This window comes from Phytohabitans sp. LZ39, from assembly GCF_059359075.1.
The window spans coordinates 1-17,416 of the sequence record NZ_JCADBM010000018.1 but is presented as its reverse complement, the minus strand read 5'-3'; the positions used below and the strand labels follow the sequence as shown (position 1 = coordinate 17,416).

The following is a 17,416-nucleotide window of genomic DNA, read 5'->3' as shown; positions in this document are numbered from 1 at the left end:
CCACCCAGGTCTGTCTCTAAGGTTGAGTTCTCCACGCCGTCTTGGTGTCGCGTTATGGGTGGTCGCCTCATTGCCCCATGCCCCTTCGCGCCGTTAACGTCCGCAGAGGCCGCGGGGGATCATGATCCGGCTGCCAGCTAAATCGTGGAGAGTGAGCTTGCGTGGGCACCAAGCACGGTGATGGGACGGACATACGGTCTGGGGGGACCGGAAAGATCCGGATGACGGCGGTGTGGGCGGATCGCGTGCGGTCCGTCGTGAAGGGCTTGGTCGGCATTGGCCAGCGCGGCCTCTCGATCGCTTCGATTGCACTCCGTTGGTACGCGGGGCTCCGGCCGACCGCGCGCCGCATCGTGCTCGCCGCCAGCGCGACGCTGCTCGTGCTCACCGGCGGTGGCCTCATCGCGATGCCGGCGGCATTCGCGGCCGCCGACCCATGCAACCCGGTGGTCAATCCGATCGTCTGCGAAAACAGCAAGGACGGCACGCCGCGCGACCAGTGGGACGTCGACGGTGTCGGCGACGCGGCCATCCAAGGCTTCGCCACTGACATCAGCGTCAACGCGGGCCAGCGGGTCAACTTCAAAATCAAGACCACTGCCAACTCGTACGAGGTCGACATCTACCGGCTCGGTTGGTATGACGGCGACGGCGCCCGCAAGGTGGCGGACAACGTCACCGTGTCGGCATCGCTCCCGCAAAACCAGCCGCCCTGCGTGACCAGCACGACGACCGAGATCTACGACTGCGGCACGTGGGGGATCTCCGCGTTCTGGGACGTTCCGGCGGCGATGGTGTCGGGCGTCTACGTCGCGCGCCTCCAGCGGCCCGGCGCCAGCGACGGCAGCCACATCCCCTTCGTGGTGCGCAACGACGCGAGCAACTCGGCGCTGTTCTTCCAGACCTCCGACACCACTTGGCAGGCCTACAACAGCTACGGCGGCGCCAACTTCTACAGCGGTGGGGACAACGGGCGGGCCTACAAGCTCAGCTACAACCGGCCCTTCGCGACCCGGGGCGGCGTGACCTCGCGCGACTACCTGTTCAGCAACGAGTATCCGATGATCCGCTTCCTCGAGCGCAACGGGTACGACATCAGCTACACCACCGGCGTCGACTCCGACCGTCGCGGCAATCTGATCCAAAACCACCAGGTCTTCCTGTCCGTGGGCCACGACGAGTACTGGTCGGGCCAGCAGCGGGCCAACGTGGAGGCGGCCCGCGACGCGGGTGTGAGCCTCGCGTTCTTCAGCGGTAACGAGGTTTACTGGAAGACCCGTTGGGAGTCCAGTGTGGACGGCGCGGGCAACGCGTACCGGACGCTGGTCTGCTACAAGGAAACATGGGCAAACGACAAGATCGACCCGTCGTCCGAGTGGACCGGCACGTGGCGGGACCCGCGGTTCAGCCCGCCGTCCAACGGTGGCAAGCCGGAAAACGCGCTCACCGGCACGATGTTCCAGTCCAACAACGCCAGCCTGTCGCTCCAGGTGCCGGCCGAACAGGGCGACATGCGGCTCTGGCGCAACACCGGGTTGGACGCCCTCACCGGCAACCAGGTGGCCACGCTCGCGCCGAACACGGTCGGCTACGAGTCCAATGAGGACATCGACAACGGCTTCCGTCCGGAGGGTCTCGTCAAGCTCTCCAAGACGGTGGGGGAGACGCCGGAGTACCTGCGCGACTTCGGCAGCGTCGTCACGCCCGGCACCACGACGCACAACCTGACGCTGTACCGGGCGCAGAGCGGCGCTCTGGTCTTCTCCGCCGGCAGCATCCAGTGGGCCTGGGGCCTCGACGAGCTGCACGACGGCGTGCAGTCGCCGCCCGACGAGCGGATGCAGCAGGCGACCGTCAACCTGCTCGCCGACATGGGCGCGCTGCCCGCCACCCGGATGCCTGAGCTGGACGCGGCGACCACCTCCACCGACACCACCGCCCCGACCGTGACGGTATCCGCGCCGGCCCAGGGAGCCACGTTCGCCAACGGCGCACAGGTGACCGTGCAGGGCACCGCCGCCGACACCGGGGGGCGGGTCGCCGGCGTGGAGGTCTCCACCGACGGCGGCACGACCTGGCACCCGGCGAACGGCACCACTTCGTGGTCGTACGCGTTCTACACCAGCGGTGTGACGACCCAGACCCTGAAGATCCGGGCGATCGACGACAGCGCCAACATCCAGCCGGTGCCGGCCACCCGCCAGATCAACCTGACCGGCAAGTCGACGCTCTTCGGCGCCCGCGTGCCGGAGAACCCGGCGGTCGGCGACACTTCGCCGGTCGAGGTAGGCGTCAAGGTCGTGCCGCAGACCAGCGGCTACATTTCCGGCATCCGCTTCTACAAGGGCGCCGGTAACACCGGCACGCACACCGGCACGCTGTGGAACGCCACCGGCGGGCTGCTCGCCACCGGCACGTTCGGCAACGAGACCTCGACCGGCTGGCAGACGCTCAACTTCTCGCCCGCGGTGCCGGTCATCGAGGGGCGCACCTACGTCGCCTCGTACTACGCGCCGAACGGCCACTACGCGGCGGATCCGTACTTCTTCACATTCAACGCGCACTCCGCCGGCCCGCTCGTGGCCCCGCGGGCGTCCGATGTGGAGGGCGGCAACGGCGTCTACGGCCTTGGCGCGGGCTTCCCGACCGAGACGTACCAGGACACCAACTACTACGTCGACGTGCTTTTCACCGACAGCGGCAGCTCGGCGCCGGTCGTGGTGTCGACCACCCCGCTCGGCGGCGCCTCCGGCGTGGCGGCGAGCGTCAAGCCGTCCGCCACGTTCTCCAAGTCGGTGGTCTCGGCGTCGGTCCAGTTCACGCTCAAAAACCCGGCCAACCAGACGATCGCCGGCACGAAGGCGTACAACGACAGCACCAAGACGGTGACGTTCACGCCGTCGGCGCCGCTGGCGCACGCGACCGAGTACACCGCGACCGTCTCCGCCAGCGACACCCAGAGCAACGACGTCAGTGAGACCTGGTCGTTCACGACCGACGTGGACCCGAGCGTCGCGCGGCTCTTCGCGGCCGACGCCACGCCCGCCACAGCGGCGGCGAGCGACGGCTCGGCGGTGACGCTCGGTGTCCGGTTCACGCCGTCGCAAAACGGCCAGCTCATCGGCCTGCGGTTCTACCAGGGCCCGGGCAACACCGGCACGCACACCGGCAGCATCTGGAGTTCGACGGGCAGCCGCCTACGGCAGGTGACGTTCGGGGAGGGGAGCGGCTCCGGCTGGCAAACGGCGCTCTTCGACCCGCTGAACGTCACCGCCGGCACGGAGTACGTTGTGTCGTACTTCGCGCCGAACGGCCGGTACGCGATCAACACAAACTTCTTCGGCTCCACATGGACCAACGGGCCGCTGAGCGCGCCCGGCGGCGCCAACGGCGTGTACGCCTACGGCGGCGACACGTTCCCGGAAAATTCGTACAACTCGTCGAACTACTGGGTCGACCCGCTGTTCATGCCCTCGGGCGGTGGCAACCCCGAGCCGACGCCGTCGGCGACGCCGACCCCGAGCACGAGCGCCTCTCCCACGAGCAGTCCGTCGCCAAGCCCGACCACCAGCCCTACGGCCAGCCCGAGCCCGACCGGCAGCCCGACGCCCTCGCCGAGCCCGACGCCGACCGTGCCGCCGGTGCCGCTGCCCGAAGGCGCGCTCACGCTCTTCCCGACCAACGCCACGCCGCAGAACGTGGAGTGGGATGACCGGAGCCCCATCGAGCTGGGGATGACGTTCCGGTCGGAGGTGGCGGGACAGGTGCTGGGCGTACGGTTCTACAAGGGCCCGCAGAACACCGGAACCCACACCGGTTCGCTGTGGGACGCCACCGGCACCCGGCGCGCCACCGGGACGTTCGTCGGCGAGACCGCCTCCGGCTGGCAAAACCTGATCTTCGACGAGCCGGTGACGATCACGCCCAACACCGCGTACACGGTGTCCTACTACACGCCATCCGGCTGGTACGCCGTGGACGTCAACACATTCCAAGCCGGTGGCGTCGACAACGTACCGTTGCACGCGCCCATGACGGCGGCAGGTTACCTGTACGGCTCCGGCGGCGGTCACCCGAGCGCCGCCTCCAACCACAACTACTGGGTCGACGTCATCTTCAAACCCACCGGTTCCTAGCGGGAGAGTGACATGCGGCTGCTCGTCGGCTTGCACCATCTCGAGCTGGGGGGCAGCCAGCTGAACGCCCTCGACTTCGCACTCACGATGCGCGAACACGGCCACGATGTGGCCGTGTTCGGCGTCCACACCGGAGTGCCCGGGCCGATGGCCGAGATGGTCAGGTCAGCCGGCCTGCCGTTGAGCCTGGTGCGGCATCCGGTGGAGCGGCACAGAGCCGTGGTGCCGTACCGTCGGGCGGTCTCCCGCGGCCTTACCGCCGCGGCCAAGGCACACCGCGCGGACCTGGTGCACGTGTATGAGTTCCCGCTCGCCCTCGACGCGTTCGACGGGCCACACCTGCGGCTCGGCCTCCCGGTCGTGGTGACCATCTACGGCATGGCGGTGCCGCGCTGGCTGCCCCGCTATCCCGAGCTGATCGTCGGCACCCAGGAGCTGGTGGACGAGGCGGCGGCGTTCCGGGCGCGGCCGACGCTGATCGAGCCACCCGTCAACACCGACGCCGACGACGTCACAGCGGTCGACGGCCAGGCTTTCCGGGACACGCTCGGCATCCGCGATGACGAGCTGCTGCTCGGCGTCGTCTCCCGGCTTGAGCCGGACATGAAGGCCGAGGGCATCCTGCGGGCCATGGCCGCGCTGAGCCGGCTAGACGACGAGCGGCTGCGGCTGGTGGTGGTCGGCACCGGGCCGTCCGCCGGCGAGCTGCGAGCCGAGGCGGCGAAGGTCAACGAAGCGCTCGGCCGCCCGGCCGTGCTGCTGCCCGGCGCGCTGGAGGACCCGCGACCCGCGTACGCCGCGATGGACATCGCGCTCGGCATGGGCGGTTCGGCGCTGCGGGCCATGTCGTTCGGCCACCCGCTGGTCGTGCTCGGCATCGAGGGCTTTTCCCGGGAGTGCACCCCGGAGACGCTCGACCACTTCCTCAGCGCTGGCTTCTGGGGCATCGGCGACGGTGATCTCGACGCCGGCCCGCTTGCCGAGCAGATCCGCGTGCTGGCCGCCGATCCCACGCTTCGCGGTCGCCTCGGTGGGTGGTCGCGGCGCCTTGTGCTCGAGCGGTTCAGCCTCAAGGCGGCGGCCGACAAGCTCGCCGAGGTGTACGCCCGGGCGCTGGCGCAGCATCAGCCGCCCACTCGCCGGATCGGTGAGGCGGCCCGGGTCGCGGCGCACAAGGCGGCCGCCGACATGATGCCCGAGTCGGTCCGTCAGCGGCTCCGGCGGGCGCGGTGAGCCTCAAGGTCGCCGAGGACGCGTCGCTTTTCGCCAAGGCTGGTCGCGCGCTCGGCTGGAGTTTCGCCAGCACCGCGTTCGGCCGGCTGAGCACCCTGGTCATCGGCATCGCGCTGGCCCGCATCCTGGGTCCGGAGGCGTTCGGCACGTTCGCGGTCGCGATGGTGGCGCTACTCGCCGTGCTCAGCTTCAACGAGCTCGGCGTGAGCCTCGCGATCGTGCGGTGGCCGGGGGAGCCCAAGGAGATCGCCCCGACCGTGGCCACGGTCTCGGTGGTGGCCAGCTGCCTCGTGTACGCCGGCTGCTTCTTCGGCGCACCATTCTTCGCCTCCGCGATGGGCGACCCCACCGCCACCCCGGTGGTCCGCGTACTGGCGCTCAGCGTGATCGTGAGCGGGCTGGTCGCGACGCCGGTGGCGCTGCTTCAGCGGGGCTTTCGGCAAGACCGCAAGACGGTCGCCGACCTGACCACCAACTGGTCGAGCGCGCTGACCTCGATCGGCTGCGCACTGGCCGGCCTCGGCGCGATGAGCCTGGCGATCGGCCAGCTCACCGGCGCGATCGCCGGCGCGATCCTGTTCTTCCGCTTCGCGCCGGAAGGGCTGCGCTTCGGCTTCGACCGCCGCAAGGCACGCGAGCTGCTGCGCTTCGGGTTACCGCTGGCGGGTTCGAGCATCGTGGTCTTCGCCGCGACCAACGTTGACCGGCTCATGGTCGGTGCGCTGCTCGGTCCGGTGGCGCTTGGTTACTACGTGCTCGCCGTCAACCTCTCCAACTGGCCGATCAGCATCTTCTCCCAGCCGGTACGCGCGGTGGCGCCGGCGGCCCTGGCGCGGCTGCAAGGGGACGCGCCCGCTATGCGCACCGCGTTCCTTTCCACCGCCGGGCTCCTCGCCTCTGTGACGTTGCCCGCGTGCGTGCTGCTCGCCGCGGTCGCCGACCCGCTCATCCGGTTCGTGTACGGCGGTGTGTGGCAGCCGTCCGCCCCCGTGCTCGTGTGGCTGGCCGTCCTGGCCGCCGCCCGCATCGTGTTCGAGCTGATCTACGACTACTTCGTCGTCATCGCGAACACCCGGGTTGTCTTCACCGTCCAGGTGATCTGGCTGGTAGCGCTCGTACCAGCGCTTTGGCTGGGCGCGAATGCGGGCGGGCTCTGGGGCGCCGGCGCCGCCCAGGTGGCGGTCGCGTTGCTCGTCGTGCTGCCGATCTACCTGTTCGAGATGCGCCGGGTGGGCATACCGCCTGGCGCGTTCACCTGGCGGCTGGCGCTGCCGGTGGCCGGCGCGCTGGCGGTGGCCGCGGTGTCGCTGGTCGCCGGGCGGCTCAGTTCGATCGACGTGGTCGTGCTGGCGATCGCCGGAGTGGCTGCGGTAGCGACGATCGCGCTACTCGGCTACCGGATGCGTCACGTGCTGCGATCCCTGCGCACGGTCGGCGCGACGGCCGATTGAGGCGCGGTGCCGTCAGCGCACGACGGCCGGTGACCAGGCGTCCTTGACCAGCAGCCGCGGCGCGCCGGTGCCGTCCGCGGGCACCTGCCAGATGTCGCTACTGGCCGAGGACGCGCCGCCGCGGGGCAGGCCGTAGAGGATCGTCCTGTCGTCGAGCCACTCGGCCTGGTCGTCGACGCTCCGGGTCTCGGCCAGCACCGTCTCGCGGCCGCTCGCGAGGTCGTACACCGCGAGTCGCCACTGCCCGGCGGGCAGGTCGCCGTGGCGCTTGAACGCGATCCGGGTGCCGTCCGGCGACAGGGAGGGACACTCGGCGTCCTCGCGCAGCGCGGTGACCGTACGCGCGGAAAGGCTGCCGCGGACGAGCCAGGTCTTCTTGCCGGAGGCCGCGGTGGCGTAGAAGGTGTCGTCGTCGACGAACGTGACGCCCCAGAGGTTCTTGTCGATCGCCGTGACGGTCTTCCCGCCGACGGTCAGCCGGAACGTCTCGATGTCACCTACGACGTCTCCGCCGGCCCGGGTGACCACGGTCCGGGTGGAGAACTGGCCCGGGTTGGCGTAAGAGTCGCCGAAAACGAAAGCGGTCGTCGCGACCAGGCTGCCGTCCCGGGACAGCCGGGCCCGGCTCGGTATCCCGGTCAGCGGGAGATCCTGTGTGGGCTTCCAGTCCGGACCGAGCAGCTTCGCCTGGTAGGTAGTGACGATCCCGCGGTCGGCGGTGAGACAGACCGCCTCTGCCGCCGTCGCGTACACCCGGTCGCAGGTGGCGCCGGTGAGCGCGCGCGACCCGTCCGGTGCCCGCAGCGGCACCATCGCCACCTCGCCGTATCCGTTGCCCAGCGCGGTGTTGCGGAACACCAGGTGCGGCTCGCCGCGCAGGGCGTCGACGTCGTCGCGGACTGCCACATCCGGCGCGGCCGCCTCCTTCCGCTCCTGCGCGCGATGCTCGCTAAGCACGAAGCCGCTCGCGCCAGCGGCGGTGACGAGGAGGACGGCGACCAGGACGGCGATCCGCCAGCGCTGGCTCATGATTTCACCATCGAATCCACTAGCGGTGGGCGCCGGTCGATGCCGCGAAGCAGCATGACGGCGGCCGGGATGGCGGCGGACAGGGCGACGGAGACGATGACCAGCGCGGCGCCGCGGCCCGCGAACTGCCACAGGATGCCGAAGCCGAGCGATGCCGCGAAGCGGGAGAGCGCCACGACGGTCTGCGCGGCGGCGATGCCGCTGCCCCTGGTTTCCGCTGCCACGAGCCGGCTCACCAGCGCGGGCAGCACCCCGTCGGTAGCCGCGTAAAACGTGCCGAGCAGCGCCAGCACGGCCAGCGTCGCGGCGACCCCACCGGCCGGGCGGGCGGCAAGCAGGTAACCGACCACCAGCGCGAGGTGGCCGGCGACGAAGACGCGCGCGCGGCCCACGCGGTCGGCGAGGCGGCCGAACGGCACGGCCAGCGCGAGGTAGGCGACGTTGGTGCCGATGTAAAGCAGCGGGAAGTAGAGCGCGGCGAAGTCGTCCCGGTCCTGAAGCGAGAGGTAGATGAAGCCGTCGCCGACGGTGAGCAGGCCGAGCAGGCCGGCGGCGATCAGCGGGCGGCGCAGCGAGCGCCCTGCCAGCTCGCGGGCCACGCGCCGCAGCCCGACCCGGGTCGCGCTGGCCGCCGTGCGGAGGTTGGGGACCAGGAGCAGGAGTACCGCGACGCCCGCGGTGGCGAAGCCGAACGAGACCACGAAGACCGAGTCGTAGCTGTCGGCCACCTGCCAGAGCAGCGTGAACGCGAGCAGGGGCCCGAGCGCCGCGCCGAGCGTATCCAGCGTCCGGTGCACGCCGAATGAGCGCCCGAGCGTGGCCGGGTCGGACGAGGCGGCGATGAGCGCGTCGCGGGGCGCGGTACGCAGACCCTTGCCGAGCCGGTCGGCACTGGTGACGGCGGTGATCGCGGCGAACCCCTGCGCCGGCAGCAGCGCGATCCGGCTCAGCGCGGAGACGCCGTACCCCACCAGCGCGACGAGCTTCGGGTGCTCCCGCCGGTCGGCCGCGTATCCGCCGGCGATCCGGACGACCGCGCTCACGCCCTGGTAGATGCCGTCCCAAAAGCCGTACGCGGCAGGGCTGAGCCCGACCACCGCCGTCAGGTAGAGCGGCATCACCGACGCGACCATCTCCGAGGAGACGTCGGTGAGGAGGCTGACGACGCCGAGCAGGATCACGGTCGACGAGACCCGACGCGCGACGGCGCCCCCTGTCTGCGACTCTCCGGCGGGTCGATCCCGGACCGATACGTACACGGAGTCCTGCCTCAGCCGAGTGCGGCGGCCAGCTCCCGGACCACGCGCTCCTGCTGTGCCGGGGTGATCTGCGGGTAGATGGGCAGCGAGAGCAGCTCGGGCGCGATGCGCTCGGCGTGCGGGAATGAGCCCTTGCCGAGGCCCAGCCCGGCGAAGGCGCCGGTGCGGTGCACGGGCACCGGGTAGTGGATCGCCGCGCCGACGCCGGCCGCGTGGAGCTTGGCCAGCACCTCTTCCCGGCGGGGTACGCGCACGCAGTAGATGTGCCACACGTGCTCGTTGCCCTCGAGCGTCGTGGGGCGCACGACGTCGAGCCCTTCCAGCAGCGCGTGGTACCGGGCGGCGGCCGCCCGCCGGGCCTCGTTCCAACTGGCCAGCCGGGTCAGCTTGGCCCGCAGCACCACCGCCTGGAGCGCGTCGAGCCGGCTGTTGACGCCGACCACGTCGTGCGTGTATTTGGCCAGCCCGCCGTGGTTGGCGATCGTCCGCACCGCCTTCGCGAGCTCCGCATCGGCCGCCACAACCGCGCCGGCGTCACCGTACGCGCCGAGGTTCTTGCCCGGGTAGAAGCTCGTCGCGGCGATGCCGTCCGCGCCGGCGCCGCGCCCGAAGCGGGTCGCGCCCTGGGACTGGGCCGCGTCCTCCACGATCGCCACGTCGCTGCCGCCGAGCCGGGCCCGGATCCGCTCGACCGGCGCGAGCTGGCCGTACAGGTGGACCGGGACGATCGCGCGGGTCGCCGGAGTGACGGCCGCCAGCGCCGCGTCGACGTCGATCAGGTAAGTGTCCGGGTCGCAGTCGACAAGCACCGGGCGGGCGCCGGCCCGGGCCACCGCCTCCGCCGTCGCGATGAACGTGTTGGCCGGCAGGATCACCTCGCTGCCGGGGCCCGCCCCGACCGCCCGCAGCGCTAGCTCGATCGCGTCGGTGCCGTTTGCCACGCCGACACAGTGCGGCACCCCGGTGAACGCCGCGTACTCCTCCTCGAAGGAGGCCACCTCGGCGCCACCGATGAAGGCGGTGCCTCCGATGATCCGCTTGAAGCCGGCCTCGACCTCCTCCGCGACCTCGGCATGCGCGGCGGCCAGGTCGACCAGCGGGATGTTGCTCATTGCGTCTTCTCCTTGAAGAGCGATGCGGCATGCGCCGGGCGCAGGTGTCGGGCCGGGTTGCCGACCCAGACCTCGCCAGGCGGGATGTCGGCGAGCACGACCGAGCCCATGCCAACAAGCGAGTGCGCGCCGACAGTAACGGACTCCCGAATCAGCGCGCCGGCGCCGAGGTAGGCGCCGCGGCCGACGGTGACCCCGCCGCCGACCCGCACACCGGAGGCGATGGTGGCGAAGGCGGCCACCCGGTCGTCGTGGGTGAGCACGGTGTGTGGCATGACGGCGACGTGCGCGTCGACGGTCACATCGGCGGTGAGCACGACCCCGGCCAGCAGTACGGTGCCAGGCCCGATGAGGCTGCCGGCGCCAATCTGTGCGGCCGGGTGCACCAGCGTCGCGTACCGGTCCGCGGCGAGCCCGAGCCGGTCGACCACCCGCTCCCGCACGCCGGGGTCACGCGGGTTGCCGACGCACACCACGACGGCGGCGTCGGTCTCCGCGGCGGCGTCCAGGGGACCGAGCACGGGCACCCCCAGGCGCGTGGTGCTGTGCAGGGCCGGGTTGTCGTCGAGCAGGCCGCGCAGCCGCCACGCGGGCCGGACCTCGTTGATGGCGCGAACGGCGGCCACCGTTTCACGGGCGAAGCCGCCCGCGCCGACGATGACCAGATCCCTCATCTTCCGGCCAGCTTGCGCAGCACGCTGACGACGTGGTCTTGGTCGGTTTCGGTGAGCGCGTGGTGCAGGGGCAGGATCAGCGAGTCGCGGGTGAGCCGCTCGGTCACCGGCAGGGGCGCCGGGGTGACGTCCGCGTACGCCGGCTCCAGGTGAGCGGCCATGATGCCGCGCCGCGCCGATACGCGGGCCGCGGCCAGCTCGGACAGGACCTCGTCGCGCCCGACCGGGAACGACTCCAGCAGCACCCAGAACGACTGGTAGTTGGTCTCGCCGTACGCCGGGTCGCGCACCGGCACGAGGCCGTCGAGGTCGGCGAGCAGCTCCTGGTAGCGCGCGGCGAGCTCGCGGCGCTGGGCGACCAGACCGGCCAGCCGGCCCAGCTGTACGAGCCCGACGGCGGCCTGGATGTCGGTCATGCGGTAGTTGTAGGCGGTCTCCAGGTAGGCCTCGAGGACCGGCTGTGTGCTCGCGTGGCGGTCGGCGGCCGAGACGTTCATGCCGTGTTCGCGCAGCCGGCGCAGCCGGACCGCCCAGTCGCCGTCGTCGACGGTGAGCATGCCGCCCTCGCCGGTGGTGATCACCTTGCGCGGGTGGAACGACCACGCGGCCACCTTCGCGCCGGCGCCGACCGGCTTGCCGTACGCCGTGGAGCCGGCCGCGCAGGCCGCGTCTTCCACCAGCGCCACGCCCCACGAGTCGGCCGCGCTCCGCAGCGCCTCGACGTCGAACGGCACGCCGCCCTGGTGTACCGCGATGACCGCCCGGGTGCGCGGGGTGCGTGCCGCGTCGACGGTCTCGACGGTGAGGTTGCCGGTGGCCAGCTCGACGTCCGCGAAGACCGGGGTGGCGCCGACGTACCGCACGGCGTTGGCGGTCGCGATGAACGACAGCGACGGCACGATCACCTCGTCGCCGGGGCCGATCTCCAGCAGCACGAGCGCCAGGTGCAGCGCGGTGGTGCAGGAGCTGACCGCGACGCCGTGCTCGGCGCCGACGAGCGTGGCGAACCGCCGCTCGAACTCGGCGACCCGCGGGCCCTGCGCGACCCAGCCGGAACGGACGGCCTCGGCCGCCGCCTGCGCCTCCTCCTCGCCGAGCATGGGGATCATCACGGGGATCTTCGCGCTCACGACTTCGTCCCCCGCCACCAGTCGACCAGGCCCTGAAGGCCCTCGCGCAGGCCGATCTCCGCCTTGAAGCCGATCTCGTCCAGCGCCGCCGAGGTGTCCGCGAGCCGCCGGGTCACGCCGTTGACCGCGCGGGCCGGGCCGTGCTCCGGCGCGAGGTCGGACTTCATCACCTCGGTCAGCGCCGCCGCCAGCTCCTTGAGGCTCGTCTCGGTGCCGCTGGCCACGTTGTACACGGTGTCGGTCACGTCGGCGCGGGCCGCGAGCACGTTGGCGCGGGCGATGTCGGCCACGTGCACGAAGTCCATCGTCTGGAGGCCGTCGCCGAGGATCAGCGGGGGAGTGCCCGACTCGATCCGCTCCATCCAGCGGATCAGCACCTCGGTGTAGAGGCCGTAGATGTCCATCCGCGGGCCGTACACGTTGAAGTAGCGCAGCGCCACGTAGTCCAGCCCGTACATGCTGTGGAAGCTGCGCAGCGTGCCCTCGTTGAACGCCTTCGCCGCGCCGTAGAACGTGTCGTTGTTGTACGGGTGGTGGCGCTCGGTGGTCGGAAACTCCTCGGCCAGCCCGTACACGGAGGCGGACGACGAGGCGATCACCTTGCGCACCTGCTCCGCCGCGGCCGCCTCCAGCACGTTGAACGTGCCGTCGACGAGCACCTCGTTGGCCAGGCGCGGCTCCTCGGCGCACTGCGTGATGCGGATCGCGGCGAGGTGGAAGACGAGGTCGTTGCCCTTGGTCAGCTCGCGCACCAGCGCGGCGTCGCGGATGTCGCCCTCGACGATCCGCACCGGGCCGTGCTCCAGCGCCCAGGCGAGGTTGTCCTTGCGGCCGCGCACGAAGTTGTCGAGCACGACCACGTCTGCCGCGCCACCGCGCACGAGCTCGTCGACCACGTGCGAGCCGATCGTGCCGGCACCGCCGGTGACCAGCGCCCGCGTCCCCTCGATCTGCACCGCGGAAGTCACAGGTCCTCCTCGTCAAGGTCGATCATGGTGCCGCCGCTGGCGAGGCTACGCGACGCGGCCTCGAGGATGCTCAGCACCCGCAGGCCGGCCCGCCCGTCGGTCAACGCCGGAGTGCCGCTGTGGATCGCCCGCGCGTACTCCTCGACCATCGTGCGCAGCGCCTCACGCTCGCCGAGCGCCGGAGCGATCATGTCGCCGGAGCGGTAGGAGATCAGCATGTCTCGCCGCTGGTCGTCGGCGAGCTCGTCCGGCCCGGCCACGTCGACCCCGCGGTCGTAGAGGGAGAGCCGCTGGGACGGGTTGAGGTCGTCCCACACCAGCGTCCGCTTCGAGCCGCCGACGATCGTGGTGCGCACCTTGACCGGCGAGAGCCAGTTGACGTGGATGTGCGCGATAGCGCCCGTGTTGAGGTGCAGCGTGAGGTAGGCGACGCAGGCCCGGCCGGCGCCGATCCCATCGGCACCGTGTGCCGCGACGGACACCGGGCGCACGCCCGGCGGCAGCACGAAGTCGAGGATGGAAAGGTCATGCGGCGCGAGATCCCACAGCACGTCGATGTCGCGCTGCACGAGCCCCAGGTTGATCCGGACCGAGTCGAGGAAGTGCACGTCGCCCAGCTCGCCGCCGTGCACAAGCTCGCGGATGCGCAGGACCGCCGGCGTGTAGCAGTAGGTGTGGTCGCACATCAGCGTGAGCCCGCGCTGCTCCGCCTCAGTGACCAGCTGGCGCCCCTCGGCGTGGCTGGCGGCCAGTGGCTTTTCCACCAGCACGTGCTTGCCGGCGCGGAGCGCGGCCATCGCCACGTCGAGGTGGGTAGCGGCGGGTGTGGCGATCGCCACCGCTTGGACGCTCTCGTCGGCGAGCACCTCGGTCAGGTTGGCGGTCGCCTGGATCGTGGAGTATCCACCCAGGACCCGGCGGGCCCGCTCCACGTCGAGGTCGCACAGCCACCGCAGCCGGAAGGCACTCGAGGACTGGAAGTTGCGTACGAGATTGGGCCCCCAGTAGCCGGCGCCGATGACAGCCACGCCAATTGGCTCGGTGGCCGTGACAGGTGAGGTCACAGATGTCCCGTTTCGGTCCGTGAGAAGGATTTGTGCCACGAACCACCTGCGCCGTGGCATGGCGGACCGTGATCCGCTCCGGCAAGCTATCGTCCCGGCGCCCGCACGGGCCAGCGCACTGACGGAAATCCGGCAGAGAAAAGCAGGTCACCGGTATGTTTGGCGGCTCGGTCGAACCTGTCGGCCGATGCCACTCGCACACTCGGCGGCGCTTCCGCGCGGTCGGCAGTGCGCCCGGTCCGGTCGGTCCCGACGCCGCGTCGGGTTGGCGACTCCGCGTATATCACCTCCGACAGTAGGCTCACGCCGGACAAGCAGCAGGCACGGGAGGATCCGACATGACCGACGCCGTCGTCGCGCCGACTGCGGACGTAGACCCGCGGTCCCAGGTGGGGGCCGGCACCCGGGTCTGGCATCTGGCCCAGGTGCGCGAAGACGCGGTCGTGGGGCGGAGCTGCGTCATCGGCCGGGGGGCGTACGTGGGGCCCGGCGTCCGGCTGGGCGACAACGTCAAGCTTCAGAACTACGCGCTCGTGTACGAGCCGGCAGAGCTCGCCGACGGGGTGTTCATCGGGCCCGCAGCGGTGCTGACCAACGACGAGTACCCGCGGGCGGTCACTCCGGAGGGCCGTCTCAAGGGGGGCGACGACTGGACGGCGGTCGGCGTGGTGGTGGGCGAGGGCGCCGCGATCGGCGCCCGGGCGGTGTGTGTGGCGCCGGTGCGGATCGGCCGGTGGGCCCTCGTCGCCGCCGGTGCGGTCGTGACCAAAGACGTGCCTGACTTCGCGCTCGTCGTCGGTGTCCCGGCGCGGCGGGTGGGTTGGGTCGGGCGAGCCGGCGAGCCGCTGGTGGCCAAGGGCGACGGCCAGTTTGTGTGCCCCCGCTCCGGCAGCGTTTATACCGAGGTCGACGGCACGCTCACCGAGGGCTGAAGCCCATCGCGGTGTAGAAGGCGCGCAGGTCTTCGGCCAGCCCTTCCGCGGAGTATCGGGCCAGCACCCGCTCGGAGGCGGTCCGGCCGAGCTTGCTGAACCCTTCCGGATCGGCGTCGTACGACGCGCAGGCCTCGGTGGTGGCACGGGCGAAGCCGACGAGGTCACCGTCGTCGACCGCGGTGCTGTAATCCGGGTCGAAGAACTCGCGGCCGGCCAGCCCGTGGTAGCCGACGACGTAGGCGCCGCTCGCCATCGCCTCGGCCGGCGGCAGGCCGAAGCCCTCGCGGTCGCTGAAGCTGAGATGGATCGCGCTGCCCCGCATGATCTCCGCGGTCTCCCGCTCGGTGCGGTTTTCGATCGGCACGACCTCCCAGCCGCGCAGTGCGTCGCGGGAGCGGAGGATGTGCAGGAGTTGCGCGCGCTCGCGTGCCCGGCGGGTCGTGGTGAACGAGATCCGCCGTCCGGGCGGGCCTTCACCCGGGTGGAAGAGTGCCGGGTCGATGGCGTTGCGGGTGAGGTGCACGGGCAGTTGCGGAAACGCATACTCGAGGAGGTCGGCGTTGTCCCGCGAGACGGTGAGGATCGCGCGGATGTTGTCGTGCCCCGCGTATGGGGCGCCCGGGCCGGTCTCGCCGTACGGAACGTAGTCCCAGGTGTCGTACGCCCGCTGGTTGAAAATGACGACCCGGATGTCGCGCGGGATCCGGTCGAGGGTCGGCCCGTACCACTCCGGGACCACGAGCAGGTCCTCCGGGCCGATCCGGGTCTGCGACGTGTACTCGATGCGGGTCTGGTTTTCGAACCACGTGCTGCGGAAGCCGTCGGTGCCGTGCAGCACGGTGGCTTCGACGCCCATCCGCCGTAGCGCGTCGACATGCCGGTAGATGACCCGGATGCCGCCGATCGGCAGGTCGAGGTCGGGCCCGAGGTAGTAGACGGTGGGCGTCCTGGACTCGGGTGCGGTGTGCAACGCCGGTGGCTGGCGGCGGCGTAGCTCGCGCTGGAGCCGGAAGGCCTCCAGCCTTTGGTTGGCTTTTCCAGCAAGGCGCGAGATCACGACATCTCCGGTGCGGTGGTCAACGGGACAGGTACGAACACGGAAGCGAGGTGGTCCAGTCGGGCGGTATGGCCACCTCGACATTCTGCCCGGGTACCCGCTGGCACTCCTGACGGACGACGTCCAGCTCGTCACTCCATTGTGGACCATCCGCACGGAGGTTGTCGACGCGGAGGTTTACCGCGGCGATCAGCGTGAGTAGGGCGGTGAGCGCGTACAGCGGCAGCCGTGAGCCGGCCGGCTGTAGCAGTGCCACGAGCGCGGTGACCACGAGCATCGCGGGCGCGACGGCGTAGCGCGGGGTGGCCGTGCCGGCCAGCAGCACGGGCACCATGTAGAGCGCGGCGGCGTGCAGTCCGGCCACGACGGCGAGCGTCCAGGCCGGGCGGGTGCGCCGGGTGTATGCGACGAGCAGCGCGGCCGCCACGACGAGCCAGGCGACCGCGGCCAGGGCCACCCAGCGGGTGTCGACGCTGTCGCCGAGCCAGCGTTCGCCGATCAGTGGCGCGGGCACCGCGCGCAGCAGGAAGCCGGTGACCGCGAGCACGGGGTCGGGGGCGAGGTCGCGTTCGCTCGAACCGCCCAGCAGGCCGGCGAACTGGACCAGCAGCCCCACCGCGAGCCCGCCGGCCAGCGCGATGCCGTGCCGGTCGCGGCCGGGTGAGCGGCGCAGCGCACGCCACAGGGCGAGCGGGACGAAGACGACGGCGATGATGTCGCTGGCCGCCACGAGGAACGTCACCGCCACGGCCACCGCGCGACCGGCCGGCCGCGACGGTGTCCAGATCAGCACCCAGAAGAGTGCGTACAGGCCGTACCAGTGGAAGTTGGCGATGGAGTTGAGCACGTCGCCTTGCGCGAGCGGGACGACCACGACGACGGCCGAGACGAGCACGCGGGAGAGTTGCCCGGTGAGGTGGCTGCCGCTGGCCGTGTACACAAGCAGGGCCAGCAGGGACACCGCGAGCGCCGCCTCCAGCGCCAGGACCGCCGAGGCGGCGCCGGCCGGGAAGAGCGACGCGACCGCGGCCATCAGGCGGGGTACGGCGTGGAAGTAGCCGGCATACGACGTGACGAGCGCGTCGAGCGGGCCCTGGCGTACGGCCTCGCCGAGGAAGACGTCGCCGTCTTCGGCCCAGATCGTGTCGAGCGCGCCGGCGCCGGGCTGGCGCAGGAGACCGAGCGCGGTGCCCAGGGCGACGGCTGCGACGCCGAGCGCGACGGTCCGCCAGCGGCCGGTGCGGGTCTGCGCGACCCGCACCGGCTCGGCGAAGAGGGTCGTCACAGCCGTCCGTCGTGTACGGCCTGGGTCACCCATGGGACGACCTCGTCGAGCATCGTGTCCAGGCTGGTGGTCGCTTCGAAGCC

General features: G+C 71.2%; 13 protein-coding genes. 4 read left to right on the top strand and 9 right to left on the bottom strand.

The window, feature by feature from the left end; translation table 11 throughout:
* The first annotated feature begins 221 nt into the window (after nt 1-221).
* Genes AC5L36_RS30005 through AC5L36_RS29995 form a run of 3 tightly spaced genes read left to right on the top strand, consistent with a single transcriptional unit; the run spans nt 222 to nt 6,820 of the window.
* The gene (locus AC5L36_RS30005; protein WP_441219748.1) at nt 222-4,136 is read left to right on the top strand and encodes a DUF4082 domain-containing protein; all 3,915 of its coding nucleotides are present in this window, start codon (nt 222-224) and stop codon (nt 4,134-4,136) included.
* Between the two features lie 12 nt (nt 4,137-4,148).
* Nucleotides 4,149-5,369 (top strand): glycosyltransferase family 4 protein, encoded by a 1,221-nt coding sequence (locus AC5L36_RS30000; protein WP_441219747.1) that lies wholly within the window; start codon nt 4,149-4,151, stop codon nt 5,367-5,369.
* Nucleotides 5,366-6,820, top strand: a complete 1,455-nt coding sequence (locus tag AC5L36_RS29995; protein ID WP_441219746.1) for a lipopolysaccharide biosynthesis protein — start codon at nt 5,366-5,368, stop codon at nt 6,818-6,820. Before AC5L36_RS30000 ends, AC5L36_RS29995 begins: the two co-directional genes overlap by 4 nt.
* A 12-nt stretch (nt 6,821-6,832) precedes the next feature.
* On the opposite strand, the gene AC5L36_RS29990 is transcribed toward AC5L36_RS29995, so the two are convergent.
* Genes AC5L36_RS29990 through AC5L36_RS29960 form a run of 7 tightly spaced genes read right to left on the bottom strand, consistent with a single transcriptional unit; the run spans nt 6,833 to nt 14,020 of the window.
* Nucleotides 6,833-7,849 (bottom strand): TolB family protein, encoded by a 1,017-nt coding sequence (locus AC5L36_RS29990; RefSeq protein ID WP_441219745.1) that lies wholly within the window; start codon nt 7,847-7,849, stop codon nt 6,833-6,835.
* Nucleotides 7,846-9,108, bottom strand: coding sequence for an MFS transporter (locus AC5L36_RS29985; protein ID WP_441219744.1), 1,263 nt, complete (start codon nt 9,106-9,108; stop codon nt 7,846-7,848). The genes AC5L36_RS29990 and AC5L36_RS29985 overlap by 4 nt, the downstream gene beginning before the upstream one ends.
* 11 nt (nt 9,109-9,119) lie before the next feature.
* Nucleotides 9,120-10,220: a DegT/DnrJ/EryC1/StrS family aminotransferase gene (locus AC5L36_RS29980; protein ID WP_441219743.1), complete on the bottom strand. Its 1,101-nt coding sequence runs from the start codon at nt 10,218-10,220 to the stop codon at nt 9,120-9,122.
* Nucleotides 10,217-10,894, bottom strand: coding sequence for a NeuD/PglB/VioB family sugar acetyltransferase (locus AC5L36_RS29975; RefSeq protein ID WP_441219742.1), 678 nt, complete (start codon nt 10,892-10,894; stop codon nt 10,217-10,219). Before AC5L36_RS29975 ends, AC5L36_RS29980 begins: the two co-directional genes overlap by 4 nt.
* On the bottom strand, nt 10,891-12,024 hold the full coding sequence (locus tag AC5L36_RS29970) for a DegT/DnrJ/EryC1/StrS family aminotransferase (protein WP_441219741.1): 1,134 nt from the start codon (nt 12,022-12,024) through the stop codon (nt 10,891-10,893). The genes AC5L36_RS29975 and AC5L36_RS29970 overlap by 4 nt, the downstream gene beginning before the upstream one ends.
* Nucleotides 12,021-12,992: an NAD-dependent epimerase/dehydratase family protein gene (locus AC5L36_RS29965; protein ID WP_441219740.1), complete on the bottom strand. Its 972-nt coding sequence runs from the start codon at nt 12,990-12,992 to the stop codon at nt 12,021-12,023. Before AC5L36_RS29965 ends, AC5L36_RS29970 begins: the two co-directional genes overlap by 4 nt.
* Complete coding sequence (locus AC5L36_RS29960; RefSeq protein WP_441219739.1) at nt 12,989-14,020, bottom strand: Gfo/Idh/MocA family protein; 1,032 nt, start codon at nt 14,018-14,020, stop codon at nt 12,989-12,991. The genes AC5L36_RS29965 and AC5L36_RS29960 overlap by 4 nt, the downstream gene beginning before the upstream one ends.
* A gap of 374 nt (nt 14,021-14,394) precedes the next feature.
* On the opposite strand from AC5L36_RS29960, the gene AC5L36_RS29955 reads away from it, so the two are divergent.
* Nucleotides 14,395-14,988 carry an acyltransferase gene (locus AC5L36_RS29955; RefSeq protein WP_441219738.1) on the top strand — a complete coding sequence of 198 codons (594 nt, stop codon included), beginning with the start codon at nt 14,395-14,397 and terminating at the stop codon, nt 14,986-14,988.
* On the opposite strand, the gene AC5L36_RS29950 is transcribed toward AC5L36_RS29955, so the two are convergent.
* On the bottom strand, nt 14,975-16,048 hold the full coding sequence (locus AC5L36_RS29950; RefSeq protein ID WP_441219737.1) for a glycosyltransferase family 4 protein: 1,074 nt from the start codon (nt 16,046-16,048) through the stop codon (nt 14,975-14,977). The genes AC5L36_RS29955 and AC5L36_RS29950 overlap by 14 nt on opposite strands.
* 19 nt (nt 16,049-16,067) lie before the next feature.
* The gene (locus AC5L36_RS29945; protein WP_441219736.1) at nt 16,068-17,333 is read right to left on the bottom strand and encodes a hypothetical protein; all 1,266 of its coding nucleotides are present in this window, start codon (nt 17,331-17,333) and stop codon (nt 16,068-16,070) included.
* Nucleotides 17,334-17,416: the final 83 nt, after the last annotated feature.